Source organism: Clostridiaceae bacterium HFYG-1003 (assembly GCA_024579835.1).
Taxonomy (GTDB): domain Bacteria; phylum Bacillota; class Clostridia; order Clostridiales; family Clostridiaceae; genus JG1575.
Genome location: CP102060.1, coordinates 2499946 through 2516845, shown reverse-complemented (window position 1 = coordinate 2516845; position 16900 = coordinate 2499946). Strand labels below are relative to the sequence as shown.

Here is a 16900-nt window from a genome sequence, read left to right as displayed (position 1 = left end):
GTCAGTCTGGCGTCATATGGGGAGGCTGTTCAGCCATTTTGGCAGGCACCATAAAAAAACCAGGCGGAATCCGCCTGGTAAAGAAGGGATCTTGTATTGTATATTCAGAGCGGGTAAGCTTCTGGGAGCACGGATGTCCCTTTATGGGCTAGTTGCCGAACAGACCGCCGAGAATGCTGCCGAGCAGTCCGCCCGGAGCCTGCTGCTGGGGTTCTTCCTCGGGCAGCTGTCGCAGTGCGTCATAGAGGCTTCCTCCGGTACGGTCGTTGATTTCATCCGAGTAGCGTCTGGTCAGATCCTTGACGCCGCGCTCATCCAGATGTTCGTTCTGCTTCTTGCGCGCCAGGAAGGCCAGAGCCAGAGGGGCAAGCATGGTCAGGATCTTCATGGTGTTGTTCTTGTCAACACCGGCTTCCTGTCCGATGCGTTCGGACACGCGGTCGGTGGCGTTGTCGCCAAAGATGTGGCCAAGAATGCCTTTGCCGTCCTGTTCATCGATATCCTGAGTCGAACGGTACTGCCGGTTGGCATGATTCTGGAGGGCGTCGGACAGCGAGCGGGCGCCGTCATCGCTCTCAACATTCTGGCCGAGCTGACCCATGATCAGGGGGAGTGCCATTTTAATGATCTGCTGGACTTTGTCCGGGGAAACTCCGAGCTTGCCGGCAATTTCTCCCAGGTCGCCGCTGAAGAACTGGTCCTGGCTGGGGGCCTGATAACCGCCCTGATACTGGTTCTGCATATCACGCTGCAGGTTCTGATACTGCTGCTGCTGTCTCAGTGCTTCCTGCTGATCGTAGTATTCCTGCTGGGGCTGCTGCTGGGACTGCTGTCCCTGGCCGAATCCTTTTAATAACATTTCAAACAGTTCCATAAATTATCCTCCAATATGTTGTCTATTGTGATGGGATCCTATCTATTCATGAAGATCCTCCGATTATTTTCAGTGTACAGGAGCGGGATGGGCTTTGGGCTTTTTCTGAAAACCTTTTATAAAATGTTCAGAGCTTGTTATTAATTGACCACTGGCCGGGGAACGGTGATAGAATAATGATAGAAATATAGAGGAGAGTGCTGTATGACCAAAGACTTGTATGTAGAAAATCGCAGAAAATTAGCGGAACGGATTGAAACCGGTTCGGCAGTGGCGCTGTTCAGCGGCCAGGCGCTGAAGAAAACCGCGGATGAGAAGTTCCCCTATGCCCCCAATCGCAATTTCCTGTACCTTACCGGCATCGCCGAGGAACAGGTCATCCTGTTCCTGGAGAAAACCGAAGCCGAAACGAAAGAAACGCTGTTCATTCAGCGCTATGACGAGCTGAAGGCCAAGTGGAACGGGGAAACCATCGCCCCGGAGAAAGCATCGGAGGTTTCCGGCATCCGGGAGATTCGATTTATCGATGAGTTCAACGGCTTCCTGCATCAGAAAATCCAGTCCGGTTCGATCCGGACCCTGTTCTTTGATCTGGAGAAGGATTCCTTTGAGGCGGATTACTCCGCCGGCGGACAATATGCCCGTAAGCTGAAGGAGTCCTATCCCCATGTCAGCATCGGCAACATCTATCCCCAGATCGCGGCACTGCGTGTGTTCAAGAGCCCTGAGGAAGTTGCTCAGATCCGCCGCGGCATCGAAATCACCCGCGATGGCATCCTGAACCTCTGGAAGAACCGTCGCCCCGGTGCCTACGAATATGAGATGGAAGCGGAGTTTGACTACATCCTGAAGAAGAATGGAGTGAAGGATTTCGCCTTCAAGACCATCTGTGCCGGCGGAAAAAACGCCGCCGTGCTCCATTACGTCAACAATGATCAGCCCATCCAGAACGGCGATCTGCTGCTGCTGGACCTGGGAGCCCAGTGGAACTCCTACAGTGCCGATATTTCCCGGACGTTCCCCATCAACGGCAAGTTCTCCGACCGTCAGAAAGAACTCTATCAGATTGTCCGGCTGGCCATGGAGCGCGTGTTTGCCGCCATCAAGCCCGGTGTGCCCTTTAAGCGCCTGAATGAGATCGTGCGGGAGACCTATGCCGAAGAGCTGGTCCGCATCGGTCTGATCGAGGATGCTTCCGGCGTCTCCAAGTATTACTTCCACGGCGTCAGCCACTATCTCGGCCTGGATACCCATGACGTGGGATCCCGCGATCAGGATCTGGCCCCCGGCATGGTGCTTACCGTTGAACCCGGTCTCTACATTCCGGAAGAGGGCATTGGCATCCGGATCGAGGATGATGTCCTGGTCACGGAAACCGGCATGGAGAATCTGTCCTTCGACATTCCCCGCGACGTCGAGGAGATCGAACGCATTCTGGCCCGCTAAGGAAACAGACTCGGCTGGTACGGAACGTTCCGGTCCGACCCGCAGCCCTTGAATCCATTCCATTCTTTTGCTATGATAAACTATGCACGAAGAAGGGAAGAGTAATTCTGAAGGTCAGTATAACAGCGAGGCAGATCATGGTGAAAGCTGCCGGCGGACGCAGGATGAACATGGCCCCGGAGTGCTGACTCCTGAAACCAGTCAGTAGGGAGCACGCAGGGACTGCGTTAACGGTCCGAGGGGTTGATCGATCGACCCCCAGAGGCGGCTGCTCGCGAGAGGGCCGTGAAACGGAGTGGTATCACGTATTCGCGTCTCCGGGACTTTTTGTCCCGGAGATTTTTCGTTTTTTCCATCCAGCAAACCGCAATAAGCCGGATCATTCCGGTCTGACAAGGAGACCATCAAGATGAGCAAGAAACCCTACTACATTACAACCCCCATTTACTACCCGTCAGCCAACCTGCACATCGGCAACACTTACACCACGGTGGCCGCGGACGCCCTGGCCCGGTACAAGCGCCTGACCGGCCATGAGGTTCTGTTCCTGACCGGAACGGACGAACACGGGCAGAAGATCCAGCGCATCGCGGAAGAAAAGGGCGTCACACCGATCAAGTATGTCGACCAGATTGTCGACGGCATCAAGGCCCTCTGGGAAACCATGAACATTTCCTATGACCGGTTCATCCGGACCACCGATGACTATCACGTCAAGTCGGTTCAGGCCATCTTCCAGAAGCTCTACGATCAGGGCGACATCTACAAGTCCGAGTACGAAGGCTGGTACTGCACGCCGGATGAAGCGTTCTGGACCGAGACCCAGGTCGGGGAAAACCATACCTGTCCGGACTGCGGCCGCGCGCTGGAGCGGGCCAAGGAAGAGTCCTACTTCTTCCGGATGAGCAAGTACGCTGACCGCCTGATCCAGTACATTGAGGATCATCCGGATTTCATCCAGCCGGAATCGCGCAAGAATGAAATGCTCAATAACTTCCTCAAGCCCGGACTGCAGGATCTGGCCGTATCGCGCACCAGCTTTGACTGGGGCATCAAGGTTCCCTTTGATGAAAAGCACGTTATCTACGTCTGGATCGACGCGCTGTCGAACTACCTGACCGCCCTGGGCTATCTCAATGACGAATATCACGACGTGGAGAAGTTCTGGCCGGCCGATCTGCACCTGGTCGGCAAGGATATTATCCGCTTCCATACGATCTACTGGCCCATCATGCTCATGGCCCTGGATGTGCCGCTGCCTGAAAAAGTCTACGGCCACGGCTGGCTCATGTTCAACAATGACAAGATGAGCAAGTCTAAGGGCAATATTGTGGACCCGGTGGTTCTGGCGGAGCACTTCGGAGTAGATCCGATCCGGTATTACCTGCTCAGCGAGATCCCGTTCGGCTCGGACGGAAATTTCACCAATGAATCCTTCATCCGCAAGATCAACTCGGATCTGGCCAATGACCTGGGCAACCTGCTGTCCCGGACCGTATCCATGGTGGAGAAGTATTTCGGATCCGTAGTGCCCGTTCCCGACACGCCGGGAGAGTTTGACGCGAACCTGATTGAAACAGCCCTGGCTTTGCCGGCGAAGCTGGAGGAAGCCATGGACGATCTGCGGATTCCGGAAGCCCTGTCTCAGATCTGGGCACTGATCGGCCGCGCCAACAAGTACATTGATGAGACCATGCCCTGGGTTCTGGCCCGCGAGGAATCGCAGAAGGGACGGCTGGGCACGGTTCTATACAACCTGCTGGAATCCCTGCGCTTCATTGCCGTGGCGCTGGAGCCCTTCCTGCCGGAAACCTCAGGCAAGGTGCTGAGCCAGATCAACAGTTCAGTCACCGGATTTGGGTCCCTGGACTCCTTCGGCGGAATCCAGGCCGGGGACAGCGTGGCAAAAGGACAAGTAATTTTCCCCCGCATCGATGTGGAGAAGAAGCTGGAGGAATTGGAAGCCCTGAGACTGCAGAGCCTGCCCCAGACCGAAGTCCTGCCGGCCATGGCGCCGCTTAAGCCGGAGATCAGCTATGAAGACTTTGAGAAGATCGACTTGCGCCTGGCCAAAGTCCTGGCCTGCGAAAAGGTCAAGAAATCAAAGAAGCTGCTCAAGCTCAAGGTTCAGCTGGGGAGCGAGGAGCGACAGATCCTCTCGGGCATCGCTCAGTTCTATGAACCCGAAGAGCTCGTGGGCAAGACGGTCATCGTCGTAGCCAACTTAAAGCCAGCCAAGCTCATGGGACAGGATTCCCAGGGCATGATCCTGTCGGCCGCTGATGAGGAGGACACCGCACTTTACCTGGTCAGCCCGGTGGGCGACCTTCCATCCGGCAGTACCGTTCGCTGATGCCGACCGGGCAGGGGGATGAGACCCCCTGCAGCGGCAGACAGAGCACGAGGAGGTGCCGTATGAAGATCTTAAAAGCGGAAATCCGGGATCTGCCCCAACTGGCAGTGATCTATGATCATGCCCGGCGTCTCATGCGCGAGAGCGGAAATCCGACGCAGTGGAGGGAGGGGCATCCTGCCCCGGAGCTGCTGCTGGAAGATATCGCCCGGGGACAGCTCTATAAAGTGCTGGAGGGGGATCAGCTGGTCGGCGGATTTGCCTTCACCGAAGGACCCGAGGAAGCCTATGCCACTCTGGAGGGGACCTGGCTCAACGAGGAGCCCTATCGGGTGATTCACCGCATCGGAGCCTACGGCGCCAAAGGTGTACTGCGGGAAGTCATCGCCTGGGCCATGACCCAGACCGACAGCCTGCGCATCGATACCCACGAAGCCAATGCCATCATGCGCCGGCTCCTGGAACGGGAAGGCTTTACCTATGTCGGACGAGTCACACTCCCCGACGGAGATCACCGTCGGGCCTACCACAAGGTGAACCCAAAGGGTGGGATATAATCCGGGAGTTATATGACAGTCTGTCAACAATGCGACAGCCTGACGGCAATACGACACACTGACTGCCAGGGAGCGCAGAAACAGGCGTTCCATGCCCCTCAGATCACCCGTCCCCGGTCCGATTCGCCGAATCAGACCGGGGACGGGCGCTTTTTGGCCTTTTCCCAGATTCTGGATCCGGGCACAATATGATGGAATAGTGCTTTGGCAGTTCTTCGGCAGTGCTTTGACAGTGCCTCGGCAGTGCCATCTTTCAGATCCCGGTGAGGAAGTCCGCTTCTTCGATCAATCCGGGAAGCGACAGAAACTGTCCATTGACAAGTTTCGTGCCCGGGAGTATGAATGAATTGAGAGCAGGCGAAGCGTCTGACCCCGGGGGTGAGGCTTCACAGTTCATCGCCTGGAATTTACACTGTAATGTGTTGAGGGGGAATCCACATGATTGACCGGTACATCCATGAAGTCCTGAAGCGCCTTCCGGACAAACTGCGAGGAGAAACCGAACGGGACTTGCGGGAACTGATTCAAAAGAAAATGACCGAGCTGGATCCGGCTCTGTCCGAAGAAGCCCGGATTGATCTGGTTCTGCGCGAGCTTGGTGATCCAGCCGGTCAGGCCGACCACTACCGTGGCCGCCAGCGCTTCCTCATCGGGCCGGCGTACTTTGACAAATACCTGATGGTGCTGAAAATTGTGTCCGGTGCTATTTTCCTGGGAATTTCCATTGCCACCATGATTCGCCTGATCTTTGCCCCGCAGACCATGGGGCTCATGGTCGCGGACTACCTGAGCGCGGTGTTCTCAGCAGTGCTGCAGGGCGCTGCCTGGGTGACCGGTATTTTCGCCCTGCTGGAATACAACGAGGTTTCTCTGAACGAGGCGGAGAATAAGTCGGTCTTTGACCCGGCAAAACTGCCGGATCTGCCAGAGAAAAAAGCGTTGATTCCCAAGTCCGAACCCATTGTTGCCTTAATCCTGACGGCCGTCTTTGTTCCATTGCTCTATGTTTCGGCAGAAAAACTGGGCGTCTACCAAAGCTTGAAACCGGCCACCGGGTTCACACCGCTATTGAGCGATCAGGGACTGGCTCCCTTCAAGAACATGCTGCTGGCGGTCTTTGCCCTGAACATCCTGATCGAACTGATGAAGCTGGTAAAAGGACGGTGGACTCTGCCGCTGGCACTGGTCACCTCGGCGCTGAATATCGTGTCTGCTCTGATCATTGTCTTCACCATCACCCGGATGAGCCTCTATCATCCGGAGCTGCTGCTGAATTTCGAGCGCTACGTGCCGTTTTCTTTCCAGCGCCTGATTGCCGGAATCACGGCGGTCATTCTGATTGTCACACTGGCTGAGTCAGCAACTGCCATCTACAAGGGTTCCCGGTATGGCCGGGTCCGATAAGCGAAAGCCCAGCAAAGCCAGACTCGGGAAAATCGATCCCGGTCTGCGGCTCAGGTCTGCGGCACAATAACAATGAAAAACGGAAGAAGGCCGCGCGGCCTTCTTCCGTTTTTCAGGGGTTCGGATGCAATTTTGATGTCAGAACGCGGATGCCGTCAGCTGACGTCGTCAGCGGATGCCCTTCCGGATCATGGTGCTGACCAGCATATCGTAGGTCAGGTCGGACGGAACCAGCTCCTTCGTTTCGATGGAGAGGCCGCCGGCGACGGAGGCCATCATGAGGGAACGTTCCAGATTTTGCTTCTTGAGATACTCCACCAGGAATCCGGCAAAGTAGTTGTCACCGGCGCCTTCGGAATCCACCAGATGAAAATCATGGGCGCTCTGCTCATAGAAGCGGTGATTCCAGAATGCGGTGGAGCCTTCCTTGCCGTGGGTGGCCACGATGAGCTTTCCCCCCTGACCGAGCCGGCGCATGGTGGCGCGGTAATCGGTCAGTCGGTCGGAGGATAGAAAAATGACCTGCGATGCCTCAATGAACGGCGTATAGTAGGGATCCTGCTCCACATAATCCTGCAGGTCGGTCCAGACCTCCTTGCCCTCCAGCAGAGGAATCAGGGGCTGGTTATATTCCAGAATATTCAGGACAACCAGCTGGGCGTCGGCAATCAGCCGGCGCAGACGGACTTCGTTGATCCGGCGGTGGTCCCTGCCCCGGGGCAGCAGGATCGTGATCCGCTCCCCCTCTTCATCCAGCAGATTGAAGTGAAGCTCAGTCCCGGACGGGTCCGGGTCTGTCACCAGATGGATGCCGCATTGCCGCAGGTGCTTTGTGATGGCCTGTCCTTCCAGGTCTTCGCCCAGCAGGGTGTGCAAGGTTACACTGGCCCCCAGTTTCTGCAGGGCGACTGCCTTGGCAATGCCGGTGGAGCCGCAGCGGTCATAGGCGTCCTTTGCGTAATATGTCCCTTTGGTGACGGGATTTTTTGGAAGCTGGATAATCGTGTCATAGGAGGCGCCTCCCATAACCAAAATGTCTGCCATGATACCCCCCCTCGTACGGTTGATTTCGATCAGAGCGTTTCTCAAGTTCGGATCTGGTTCATTTCCAGGGATTGACCGGTCCTGCTGACCGGGCGCTGAATGCGGAATGGCTGCCAGGTGGTTGTGATGTCTGATTCTGGTCTGATTTAAGTTTTATTCAAGTTTTATTCAAGTTTTATTCAAGTCTGACTTCGTATTATCCGGGTCTGGGATGAGATGTTCAGGACTGATTCCAGCGATGATGATCGGAGCGGGCTATTCATCAGCCAGCCGCTGCAGGAGGTCCTCATCCAGGAGCTGGATCTGATCGCGGCGGACAATGATGCATTCCAGTTCTTCCAGGCGCTTGAGCTCGCGCTGCAGGGACGGCCGCTGGACACCCAGCAGGTCGGCCCACTCCTTCTTGGTGAAGGGCAGGGTGATCAGCGCAGTGTCCTGGGCGTCTGCTTCTTTCAGCAGGAACCGGGCAATGTTCTGCTTCAGGGTCTGAACCGTGACTTCATTCAGCCGCTTGGTCAGCAGAAAGGCTTTGCCGGAAGAAATCCGGAGCAGGGACTCCAGAAAATGGACATTGACCTGACAAAGCTTGATGACAAGCTCCCTGGGCAGGGACAGAAGCTTCACATTGGTAATGGCGGTGGTGGAAAGCGGGTAAAATGTATGATCCGAAAACATGACATTGGAGCCCATGATTTCTCCGACGGCCGCTTCCCCGACATTGAAGTAGCGCCCCGAGGAATCAATCTTCTGGATCAGGACTGTTCCCGATAGGATGACGAAGATGGAGCGGCACTCTTCCCCCTCATTGAAGATGGTCGAGCCGGGGGGGAATTCTGCTATGCTATAATTGTATAGATTCAGCCAGCTGCGCAGGGCATCCCTGGTAAAGGTCTGGAACAGCGGCAGAGAGATGATTACGTCCAAGTAGTCGGTGATCAATTTGTAAGTCCTCCTGTCTGGTTATTCCTATCATAGCAGAACCGATTCATTTTGTTGTAAGAATAATGTAAGAACCTTTTCGGGGCGGAATGAGCGGAGACCGCATGGCGATTGGGATGGAATTTGCATTGGCATAACTGGAAAAACAAAATTAACAGGTGTGAAGAAAACTTTAAAACTGACAGAAATGGCCATATATCAGCAACGGATCTGATATTATGAACAATAAATGAACAAAGTGGTCGAATTGTTTACAATTCGTTCATCACTGTAAAGGAGACAACTTATGAAAATTTTTGATACACACGCCCATTATGATGATGAAGCCTATGAGGAAGATCGTCCGGTGGTACTCTCGGAAATTCACCGCCAGGGCGTGACCCATGTGGTTAACTGCGCCTCTTCCTGGGCATCGGTGGAGCGGACTTTACATCTGGCGCAGGAGTATCCGTTTGTCTATGCGGCCCTGGGCATTCATCCCTCAGACGGGCGCGACTACACGGATGAAGTGGAGCAAAGACTCCGGGAGCTGCTTCGGCATGATCGGGTGGTGGCAGTCGGGGAAATCGGACTGGACTATTACTGGGAAGACAATCCTTCCCGGGAGTGGCAAAAGGAGATCCTGGTTCGTCAGTTCGAACTGGCTCGGGAAGCCGCAAAGCCAGTCATACTGCATGTTCGCGATGCCTATGGGGACATCATGGATCTTCTGGAACAGCACCGGGACCTGAAGTTTGTGCTGCACAGCTTTTCCGGTTCGCCCGAGATCGCAGAGCTTGCTGTCCGCCAAGGCATCTTCCTGGGAATCGGCGGGGTGGCCACCTTCAAGAATGCCAAAAAGCTGCCGGAAGTCATCCGCGAAACGCCCCTGGAGTACCTGCTGACCGAAACGGACGCGCCGTACCTGACCCCGGTCCCATACCGCGGCAAGCGTAACCGCAGCGACTATATCCCCTATGTCATCGAGGCCATTGCCGCAATCAAAGGGCTGGCTGTGGATGAAACGGCCCGAATCCTGCATGACAACGCCCTGCGGTTTTTCGGAATGACAACCTGATTAAATAAAGAAAGTTGTAAAGAAGCCTCAATTTTTAGTTAACAATTTATTCATAAATAGAGTCGGAAAACAGGAGAAACCCAGGTACACCAATGGTTTTTCCTGTTTTTTTGACGGATCAAGGCGTGTTCCCTATAATGAATTCTTGTAGCCGTCGAAAAACGGCACGCAAAAATAGAGACAGAAACAGAAAAAACTGTTCACTATGGAGGTAAATCCCCTTGATACATATCCTAAAGATCACCACCAGCCTGGCGCTGTCCGCCGGCTTGATGATCACCTCAACTCAGGTTCCCTACAATCAGGTGAATCGGGTTCAGGTCGATGTCAATGGAACATCCCGTACTTATTTCACTTCAAAGGATCGGGTCGGAGAACTGCTGGAAGAAATCGGCGTAAAAGTAGGACCGCAGGACGAACTGAATGTCGCCCTGACGGATCAGCTGCACCAGACCGACCATATTATGATAGAAAAAGCGAGAAACGTCAGCGTCATGGCCGACGGTCTTCTGTATGAGAGAGTCACACAGGCAGACAACGTGGCAGCCCTGCTGAAGGAAATGAACCTCAGCCGAGGCGAGCATGACCGCCTCAGTTCTGAACTCACTGCCCCGGTCACCGAGGGCATGAAACTCATCCTGTCGCGAGTTCGAATCATGGAACAGACCAAAGTCATTCCGGTGGCCTACGGCCAGACCAGAGTACAGACCGCGGATCTTCCCAAAGGCGAAGAAAAGGTTGAGCGTTCCGGCCAGATGGGACAACGGATTTCTACCCGCCGCATGGTATATGTGGATGGCCAGCTGACAGGCGAAGAAATTCTCTCAGATTATGTGGAAAGCCTGCCCGTTGCCGAGACCATCCTGGTGGGAACCAAGGAACCGGTGGTGGTCAAAAAAACCGTCGCAGTGGAAAAGAAGCCGGTCGTCAAAGTCAGGAAAGCGCCGGAAGTTAAAAAACCGGTGGCGAAAAAGGTCAGCACTACCGATACCGATTCTGATTCCGACAAGAACTGGAAGACCTTCACGCTGTCCTTCTACACCAATCTGCCTTCCGAGAATGGCGGATATACCATTACAGCGACCGGTGAAAGCCTGCGCTACGGCATGGTAGCTTCCAACTACTACTCGCTGGGAAAGAAAATCTATCTCTCCGGCTGGGGCACCTTTACCGTCAAGGATCGCGGCGGCAGCAACTTCTACAGCTCCACCCGCCTGGATGTGTTCATCCCCAGAAGAAGCGGAGAATCAAACAGCACCTACCTGGCCAGAGTAAACAACATGGGCTTGAAGAAAATCAAAGGCTACGTCAAATAGGAAAGATCAGCTATCCGGGCACGGCTCACCGCCGCTGCCCGGTTATTTTTCGTCTGACCCGGTCAGGAGGGAGAGGCTGCCTGTCAGAATTGAAATTGTCTGACCGGAGGTAGGACAAACGCATCAATTCAAACAACATAACCTTAAAGGAAACTGTCCCCTGGCCATTACAGGCCAGGGGACAGTTTCAGCTTGAAAGGTGATTTTGGAGCGCACTTTCCCCAAGGTTTTTGTCGCTTTCTCCAAGATCCCTATTTTCTATTCAAATTTGCATTTTCTAAAGCGTTTTTCAAGACATTCTCGTCAAAGGAATTGAGCAGCTTAGCCAGATTATCTTCGAATCCCCAGGAGAAATCCTTCCGGATCAGCCGGATACTGCTGTTCTTTTTCATCAGTGGCTGGACCAGTTTGAACAGGGACAAGGCCATCTTATTGAGGATGCTCAAATTGGTGAACGCCTGTCGATCCACTGTCGTGTTGTCGTCTTCGTGGAAGGTATAGTCCAGATGCCAGTGCAGCTGGTTTTCCACACTCCAATGCCCCCGGATCGCGTCTCCGCCGAGTTCAACATCATTGAGACTGGTGATATAGTATCGGATTTCAGTGCTCTCTTTGCCGGTTATTGTGCTGAATATCCTTTTCTCGTAACAGATGAAATTACGAAGCCCCTGCCACTCCTTATCCAGATCAATGGCCTTGGTCATATAGAACTGCCTGGTTTCAATCTGACTGTGAGATTTTTCAGTGGTCTCGTAATAATTCTTTCCAGCTTTTCGAATTCTGACTTTATTCTTCTCCGTGAAGGATTCAGCGGCAGCCAGTGCCAATTTTCCCTGATTACCCTTCAGGGCACCAACATAGTTTCCGCCTCGCTCCATGATGATTCCGATGGTTTTGGTCTGCGTGTGCAGAGCATCAAAGGTGACGATGGCATTTTTGAGTTGGAGCATTTTGAGTGCTTCCTGGGCAGCGGGGATCTCATTGGTTTTGCTGTCGATCTGATGAGAGACTATGCAGACGCCATTGGAGGCATCGTAGATATGCAGAGTCTGCAGATTACGGATCTCCTGATCAGTACCGGCTTTGCGTCCCGTACCGCGTTCTTCTTTCCCATCAATGCACAGTTGACGTACCGATGATTTGATGCCCAAAGACTTCCTGAGGACAGCCATATTCTCCATTAGAAACAGTACAGTAGCCTTTTCCAGCTGCTCCGAGGCAATCAGTGAGAAGACCCGGCGAAACGTGTCATGAGAAGGAATCCCATTGTTCAGCTTCAGGAATTTTTTCAGCCACTTGTGCTTGGCATTGCCAAACCGCTCGATCTCATTCCAACTCGAGGCATTGCCAAGCACCGCCAGAAAGGCGATCACCAGGATCTCCTCGAGCGGGTAGTCGGTCATCGCCTGGATCCTGACATCTTCGATCTCCCGGAACAGGCGAATAAAACGCTTCATGATCTTTTGGGGAGGGGTGTACTCGTCAATGGTTATGCCGGTGGCTTTGATGACTTCCCGGTATTCCAGGATGGGTCTGCAAATCTTGCTCATAGCTGGTCCTCCCACTTCAAGTTATATTTCAATCGTAGTTGTCTGGTGACCTCGGGTTCCGCGGAACGGTAAACCCGGTCATTGATGCTGACCATGTAGACCAGAGGAAAAAGGAGCATCACGGTTGGAAGATCCTCACCAAAGTGTCTAGCCATTGTGTCCCGGATCATCAATTGACTCCGCTGGATCCCAAACTCTTGGGGCTTTGTCAGAACCGCGTCAAAATCAAGGTCTGGGAAGCGCCTGGATAGATAGGATTGTTTGAACAGAAGAGAGTCGTAAGTTCCATACAAAAACGAGAGGATGGATGCTGCCATGACCAGGTCACCAGCTTTGGTGAAAGTACGGCGCAGGCCTTTGTGGATGTTCTCGCAGATGGTAAGAACCGTTGTGGACATGCCAAACTCCAAAACAACCGGTGGCTCATTCACTTTGTCCTTGGGCGGGATCAAGCCATCTTCCTCAGTGATCCGACCCAGATAACCATCACTGACCCGCCGAACTTTGTCTGTACCTTTGATCCGCTCCGAATGGGCGGCATACAGATAGTACTTACCTTTGACGACGTTGATGTAGGTACCTGGTTTCTTATGTTTAAGCACCCAATCGGGATAATCAGCCATGCCTTCACCACCTTTTGTATTACATAGTATGTAATACAATTATGTGCTAAAAACCGACAAATAACAAGGGGAAGTCATTTGTCGGTTAAAATGAAGGCTAATTGATGCGTTTATCCTAGACCGGAGGAGAGACGACTGCGATTTTTTGTGTGGGCAGGGAAAAATCCGCTATAATAAATAGGAGACTTTGGGAAAGGAAGCAGGATATGATCAAAGAAATCATTGTGGTGGAAGGCCGGGACGATGTGACTGCCGTAAAACAGGCCGTTGAGGCAGAGGTGATCGCGGTCCACGGGTTTGGCATCACGGGCGAAACGATCCGGCGGATTCAGAAAGCCGGCAGGGAGCGGGGCGTCATTGTACTGACGGATCCCGATCATGCGGGAGAAACGATCCGGCGGCGCATCGAAGCCCTTTGTCCCGGAGTCCGGCATGCCTATATCATGCGCGAAGAAGGCACCAGAAAAGGCGATATCGGTGTGGAAAACGCCAATCCGGAGAGCATCCGGCGGGCGCTGGCTACTGCCCATGCCTCGACCTGCGAAGCGCGCGAGGAGTTCACGACCCGGGATCTGATGGCCCATGGCCTGATGGGGCGGGCCGATTCAAAGAAGCGGCGCGAAGCGCTGGGCAAAAAGCTGGGCGTCGGCTATGGCAGTGCCTCAACGCTTTTGTCCAGACTGAACAATTACGGCATCAGCCGGGAAGAATTCGAACGGGTCGCCGGCACCTTGTCCGGAGATCAATAAACAGGAGTATCTATGGAACGATTAAATACAAAAGAACTGGTCAAAAAATATGGCTTTCGATTTACCAAATCGCTGGGCCAGAATTTTTTGGTGGATCCCACCGTGGTACGAGATATCATCGAGGGATCCAACATAACGAAGGCAGATCATGTCATCGAGATCGGACCGGGTGTCGGCACGCTGACCCGGGCACTGCTCGAGGCAGCCGGTCAGGTAACTGCCGTCGAAATTGATTCGGCTCTGATCCCGATTCTGAAGGAAGAACTGAAAAACTATGACAACTTCCGGCTGATTGAAGGCGATGTCCTCAAGACGGATCTGAAGGCGCTGACGCAGGGAGCTCCGGTGAAAGTCGTGGCCAATCTGCCGTACTACGTGACGACTCCCATCCTGCTGCGCCTGCTGGAAGAGGATTTCCCCTGGCAGAGCATTACCATTATGATTCAGAAGGAAGTGGCCATGCGTCTGAACGCCGGGCCGGGGACCAAGGACTATGGCTCGCTGTCGGTGCTGATATCCTATTATGCCGATACGGAACTGATCCGCCTGGTCACGCCGGTCTCCTTCATTCCTCAGCCTAAGGTGGATTCGCTGGTCATCCGGCTGGATCGCCGCAGCCAGAGGCGGGTTGCCCCCAAGGATGAGCAGCTGTTCTTCCAGCTGGTGCGCCAGAGCTTTGCCATGCGGCGCAAGACCCTGCACAACACCCTGAAACCTATGGGCATTGATCCGGTCATCATGGCCGACTCTTTTGCCGCAGCCGGCATCGATCCGGGACGGCGGGGCGAGACCCTGACGATTGAAGAATTCGCCCGGCTCAGCGATGAGATAAAGGAGCGGTTGGGTCATGAAGAAAATCAATAGAAGCCTTTTGCTGGCACTGGTCTTTGTCCTGACCCTGTCAGGCTGCACCTCGCTGCTGAAGCTGACCTATCAGAATGAGGACTTCAAGTGGGTGACACCCGAAAATCTGGCCAAGATCGTGGTCCAGAGCACCCGCGACATCGGCTTTCGCTTTGTGGTCACCGACGCGGATACGATCCGGGAGCTCCATGAGTCCCTGGCTGCCGCCATGCCGATGGAAGAGACCAACACCATGGAACCGGACTACATTTTTGAATTTACGACCTATGACAATGAAGTGCGCAAGTTCTACTACACCTCCGGCGTCGGAACCCAGGAAGACGGCGGGAACTTCTATAACGACGACAAGGTCTACCTGGTACTCAACCGCATTGATGCCAGCCTGATCAAGAACCTGTTTGCCCTGCGCAAGCCGCAGGACTTCTTCCAGGGCTATTACGGCTCGATCCTGGAAGCGGCGCGCAAGGTCCGAGAAGACTTTCCGGACCGGTCGCTGGGCATCATGATCAATGAAGACAAGGAAATGCTCAAATTCCAGATGTCCTACGAAATCCTGGATTTCAACCTGGAACTTAACGGTCTGGGCATCCACCCGGTCTATTCCGACCGGGAAACGGACGTAGTGATGAACATCCGGACCAGGGGCTATAAGACCAACCTCTACAAAGCCCTGGTGGAAGTCCGGGACAACATCAACAAGAAGACCATCCGCTACTATATCCTCGCCAGCTACGCCAACGAGGCCTGGACGACCCAGGTGTCGGATGAGTTGCCGGAAGGATTCTAAGCTGTACCCAAGAGCTGCCCTCGCGCCGGAACCCGGCGTTGGTGTAAGCCGTAAGCCAGCTCAATCATAGAACCAATGGGGCGCAGCCCCCGTCAGTTCCATCATCTGCCCCTGAGGGCACAGCCCCCATTATTTCAATTTTGACCCAGGGGGCACAGCCCCCTCAATTTCAATCATCAAGGAGAACATCGATATGCCGACTACTTGCAATACCTGTGCCATGAAGCCGAACTGCCTCAAGGACAAGCCCTGTGAACTGCTTAAGCCGAAATTCGGAAAAATTAAGCACGTCGTAGGCGTGATCTCGGGGAAAGGAGGCGTTGGAAAATCCAGCGTCACCGGACTTTTGGCCGTTGCCCTGACGAAGCTGGGCAAATCCGTCGGTGTCCTGGATGCCGACATTACGGGACCTTCCATTCCGCGATTCTTTGGTGTCGAGCAGGGACGCTCGGGTTACATCCCGACCGAGGACCCGGAGGTAATGATGATGGCGCCCATGGTGTCGCGCCTGGGCATCCGGCTCCAGTCCATGAACTTCCTGATCGAGGAGGAACAGCCGGTGATGTGGCGCGGACCCATCCTGTCCAACGCGCTGGTGCAGCTGTTTCAGGAGACCGAATGGGGCGAGCTGGACTACCTGCTCATTGACATGCCCCCCGGCACCGGAGATGTCGCCATTTCCATCATGACTCAGTTCCCGGTAGATTACTTTGTGGTCGTCTCCACGCCGCAGAACATGGTGACCATGATCGTCAACAAGATTGTCAACATGATCAAAACCCGGGAGATTCCGATCAAGGGAGTCATCCAGAACATGGCTTACTTCAAGTGCGACGAATGCTCAAAGAAGCACTATATCTTCAGTCAGAACCCCTCCTCCCAGGTCGCGGAGGATATGGGCCTGGAGCTGCTGTGCGAACTGCCGCTGGATCCCGCCTTCACCAGATACCTGGAGGAGGGTCAGGCCGAGCAGTATGCTCACGGCAATCCGGAATATGATGTGCTAATGGAAGCCTTCCTCTCCGATGAGGAAGAGATCATGGCTCGCAACAAGGCCAATAAGAAGAAATCAATTCCGCTGTTCTAACAGCAGGCGCTCAGCGAAGAAGTGCCAGAGTCTCGGGAATCCGTAGTTCGGCATGACCCTGTGCCGGTACGTCCGGGAGGAGCCGCCGCCTCTGCAAAACCTTCGCTTCATGTTTCATGAAGAGATAGAGAAAGTTCAGACATCCCATGATTCAGGTCCTGAACGGGCGGTCGGCACCAATGAGTCGATGAACCGTTCCGGGCCTGAATGTTATTTAACGAATTTTTCCGTGTAAATATTTACAATGTGG

General features: G+C 54.0%; 14 protein-coding genes and 1 pseudogene. 10 read left to right on the top strand and 5 right to left on the bottom strand.

The genetic code is table 11. The features are described from left to right. Positions 1–148: 148 nt before the first annotated feature. Positions 149–874: a DUF937 domain-containing protein gene (locus NQU17_11320; GenBank protein UUM11234.1), complete on the bottom strand. Its 726-nt coding sequence runs from the start codon at positions 872–874 to the stop codon at positions 149–151. A gap of 204 nt (positions 875–1078) precedes the next feature. Here NQU17_11320 and NQU17_11315 point away from each other — a divergent pair, with 204 nt between their 5' ends. The 4 genes and pseudogenes from NQU17_11315 (at position 1079) to NQU17_11300 (ending at position 6634) form a co-directional block, all read left to right on the top strand. Continuing rightward, positions 1079–2320, top strand: coding sequence for an aminopeptidase P N-terminal domain-containing protein (locus NQU17_11315; protein UUM11233.1), 1242 nt, complete (start codon positions 1079–1081; stop codon positions 2318–2320). A 394-nt stretch (positions 2321–2714) separates the two neighbouring features. Next, a pseudogene (metG, locus tag NQU17_11310) lies at positions 2715–4673 on the top strand (methionine--tRNA ligase). A gap of 62 nt (positions 4674–4735) precedes the next feature. Continuing rightward, a complete protein-coding gene (locus NQU17_11305) occupies positions 4736–5230 on the top strand; it encodes a GNAT family N-acetyltransferase (protein ID UUM11232.1) in 495 nt (164 codons plus the stop codon). Between the two features lie 438 nt (positions 5231–5668). Continuing rightward, positions 5669–6634: a hypothetical protein gene (locus NQU17_11300; GenBank protein UUM11231.1), complete on the top strand. Its 966-nt coding sequence runs from the start codon at positions 5669–5671 to the stop codon at positions 6632–6634. Between the two features lie 168 nt (positions 6635–6802). Here the strand turns inward: NQU17_11300 and NQU17_11295 are convergent, their stop codons facing one another. Both NQU17_11295 and NQU17_11290 read right to left on the bottom strand, forming a co-directional pair. After that, complete coding sequence (locus tag NQU17_11295) at positions 6803–7678, bottom strand: carbohydrate kinase family protein (GenBank protein UUM11230.1); 876 nt, start codon at positions 7676–7678, stop codon at positions 6803–6805. Between the two features lie 255 nt (positions 7679–7933). Next, complete coding sequence (locus NQU17_11290) at positions 7934–8617, bottom strand: Crp/Fnr family transcriptional regulator (protein UUM11229.1); 684 nt, start codon at positions 8615–8617, stop codon at positions 7934–7936. A 286-nt stretch (positions 8618–8903) separates the two neighbouring features. On the opposite strand from NQU17_11290, the gene NQU17_11285 reads away from it, so the two are divergent. Both NQU17_11285 and NQU17_11280 read left to right on the top strand, forming a co-directional pair. Further along, positions 8904–9674 carry a TatD family hydrolase gene (locus NQU17_11285; GenBank protein ID UUM11228.1) on the top strand — a complete coding sequence of 257 codons (771 nt, stop codon included), beginning with the start codon at positions 8904–8906 and terminating at the stop codon, positions 9672–9674. A 221-nt stretch (positions 9675–9895) separates the two neighbouring features. Continuing rightward, positions 9896–10990: a G5 domain-containing protein gene (locus tag NQU17_11280; protein ID UUM11227.1), complete on the top strand. Its 1095-nt coding sequence runs from the start codon at positions 9896–9898 to the stop codon at positions 10988–10990. A gap of 251 nt (positions 10991–11241) precedes the next feature. Here NQU17_11280 and NQU17_11275 read toward each other — a convergent pair whose 3' ends face one another. Both NQU17_11275 and NQU17_11270 read right to left on the bottom strand, forming a co-directional pair. After that, entirely contained in the window at positions 11242–12540 is a 1299-nt protein-coding gene (locus NQU17_11275) for an ISAs1 family transposase (GenBank protein ID UUM11226.1), read from the bottom strand. After that, positions 12537–13163, bottom strand: coding sequence for a hypothetical protein (locus tag NQU17_11270; protein UUM11225.1), 627 nt, complete (start codon positions 13161–13163; stop codon positions 12537–12539). Before NQU17_11270 ends, NQU17_11275 begins: the two co-directional genes overlap by 4 nt. 206 nt (positions 13164–13369) lie before the next feature. Here NQU17_11270 and rnmV point away from each other — a divergent pair, with 206 nt between their 5' ends. The 4 genes from rnmV (at position 13370) to NQU17_11250 (ending at position 16650) form a co-directional block, all read left to right on the top strand. Continuing rightward, positions 13370–13912: a ribonuclease M5 gene (gene rnmV / locus NQU17_11265; GenBank protein ID UUM11224.1), complete on the top strand. Its 543-nt coding sequence runs from the start codon at positions 13370–13372 to the stop codon at positions 13910–13912. Positions 13913–13924: 12 nt separating this feature from the next. After that, the gene (rsmA, locus tag NQU17_11260; GenBank protein UUM11223.1) at positions 13925–14776 is read left to right on the top strand and encodes a 16S rRNA (adenine(1518)-N(6)/adenine(1519)-N(6))-dimethyltransferase RsmA; all 852 of its coding nucleotides are present in this window, start codon (positions 13925–13927) and stop codon (positions 14774–14776) included. After that, the gene (locus NQU17_11255) at positions 14760–15563 is read left to right on the top strand and encodes a lipoprotein (GenBank protein UUM11222.1); all 804 of its coding nucleotides are present in this window, start codon (positions 14760–14762) and stop codon (positions 15561–15563) included. Before rsmA ends, NQU17_11255 begins: the two co-directional genes overlap by 17 nt. Positions 15564–15756: 193 nt before the next feature. Continuing rightward, complete coding sequence (locus NQU17_11250; protein UUM11221.1) at positions 15757–16650, top strand: Mrp/NBP35 family ATP-binding protein; 894 nt, start codon at positions 15757–15759, stop codon at positions 16648–16650. Positions 16651–16900 lie beyond the last annotated feature (250 nt).

Bases quoted from the DNA above. Each gene is read 5' to 3' on its own strand.
- rnmV (UUM11224.1), top strand. From the start codon at position 13,370: ATGATCAAAGAAATCATTGTGGTGGAAGGCCGGGACGATGTGACTGCC.
- NQU17_11315 (UUM11233.1), top strand. From the start codon at position 1,079: ATGACCAAAGACTTGTATGTAGAAAATCGCAGAAAATTAGCGGAACGG.
- NQU17_11320 (UUM11234.1), bottom strand. From the start codon at position 874: ATGGAACTGTTTGAAATGTTATTAAAAGGATTCGGCCAGGGACAGCAG.
- rsmA (UUM11223.1), top strand. From the start codon at position 13,925: ATGGAACGATTAAATACAAAAGAACTGGTCAAAAAATATGGCTTTCGA.
- NQU17_11275 (UUM11226.1), bottom strand. From the start codon at position 12,540: ATGAGCAAGATTTGCAGACCCATCCTGGAATACCGGGAAGTCATCAAA.
- NQU17_11250 (UUM11221.1), top strand. From the start codon at position 15,757: ATGCCGACTACTTGCAATACCTGTGCCATGAAGCCGAACTGCCTCAAG.
- NQU17_11285 (UUM11228.1), top strand. From the start codon at position 8,904: ATGAAAATTTTTGATACACACGCCCATTATGATGATGAAGCCTATGAG.
- NQU17_11305 (UUM11232.1), top strand. From the start codon at position 4,736: ATGAAGATCTTAAAAGCGGAAATCCGGGATCTGCCCCAACTGGCAGTG.
- NQU17_11255 (UUM11222.1), top strand. From the start codon at position 14,760: ATGAAGAAAATCAATAGAAGCCTTTTGCTGGCACTGGTCTTTGTCCTG.
- NQU17_11300 (UUM11231.1), top strand. From the start codon at position 5,669: ATGATTGACCGGTACATCCATGAAGTCCTGAAGCGCCTTCCGGACAAA.
- NQU17_11295 (UUM11230.1), bottom strand. From the start codon at position 7,678: ATGGCAGACATTTTGGTTATGGGAGGCGCCTCCTATGACACGATTATC.
- NQU17_11270 (UUM11225.1), bottom strand. From the start codon at position 13,163: ATGGCTGATTATCCCGATTGGGTGCTTAAACATAAGAAACCAGGTACC.